Origin of the sequence: Geomicrobium sp. JCM 19037 (assembly GCF_000698105.1) — a bacterium.
Taxonomy (GTDB): Bacteria; Bacillota; Bacilli; order Bacillales; family Marinococcaceae; genus Geomicrobium_A.
On the sequence record NZ_BAWZ01000074.1, the window covers coordinates 1 to 808 of the forward strand.

At 48.4% G+C, this 808-nt stretch carries 7 tRNA genes; all 7 read right to left on the minus strand.

Going from position 1 to position 808, the window contains the following annotated elements:
* Nucleotides 1-7 precede the first annotated feature (7 nt).
* Nucleotides 8-83 (minus strand) — tRNA-Ala (locus tag JCM19037_RS21560).
* 21 nt (nucleotides 84-104) lie between these two features.
* Nucleotides 105-181: transfer RNA gene (locus JCM19037_RS21565), tRNA-Pro, on the minus strand.
* A gap of 160 nt (nucleotides 182-341) precedes the next feature.
* A tRNA-Arg gene (locus JCM19037_RS21570) sits at nucleotides 342-418 on the minus strand.
* Nucleotides 419-431: 13 nt separating this feature from the next.
* Nucleotides 432-506 (minus strand) — tRNA-Gly (locus JCM19037_RS21575).
* A 16-nt stretch (nucleotides 507-522) separates the two neighbouring features.
* Nucleotides 523-598 (minus strand) — tRNA-Lys (locus JCM19037_RS21580).
* Nucleotides 599-639: 41 nt separating this feature from the next.
* Nucleotides 640-715, minus strand: a tRNA-Thr gene (locus JCM19037_RS21585).
* A 13-nt stretch (nucleotides 716-728) separates the two neighbouring features.
* Nucleotides 729-804 (minus strand) — tRNA-Val (locus JCM19037_RS21590).
* Nucleotides 805-808 lie beyond the last annotated feature (4 nt).

The following is an 808-nucleotide window of genomic DNA, read 5'->3' on the forward strand; positions in this document are numbered from 1 at the left end:
TATTAAATGGTGGAGCCTAGCGGGATCGAACCGCTGACCTCCTGCGTGCAAAGCAGGCGCTCTCCCAGCTGAGCTAAGGCCCCATAAGTTGTCCAATATTTAAATGGTCGGGAAGACAGGATTTGAACCTGCGACCCCTTGGTCCCAAACCAAGTGCTCTGCCAAGCTGAGCTACTTCCCGTTTTGTTGAAAATAAACTGCGAATCTCTTCGTCAATTGCATGCACCCGTTCGAGTCGTGTACCGTATACACTCACTCTCTCATTCATTTCTTGACCTTCTTGTTTCTTTCCAATAAAGGTCTCAGATACATGATGAATCTTTGTTTAAACTAAATAAAAATGGCGCGCCCGAGAAGAGTCGAACTCCTAACCTCCTGATCCGTAGTCAGACGCTCTATCCAATTGAGCTACGGGCGCACATAAAATTGTTTGGAGCGGAAGACGAGATTCGAACTCGCGACCCCCACCTTGGCAAGGTGATGTTCTACCACTGAACTACTTCCGCAGTATATTATAAAAAATGGTGAGCCATGGAGGACTCGAACCTCCGACCCTCTGATTAAAAGTCAGATGCTCTACCAACTGAGCTAATGGCTCATCACAGTCATATAACGTTCACTGCACGTAATAGACGAAACTGGTGCCGGCCAGAGGACTTGAACCCCCAACCTACTGATTACAAGTCAGTTGCTCTACCAATTGAGCTAGACCGGCACAAAAAAATAAATGGTGGAGGGTGACGGGTTCGAACCGCCGACCCCCTGCTTGTAAGGCAGATGCTCTCCCAGCTGAGCTAACCCTCCGGAT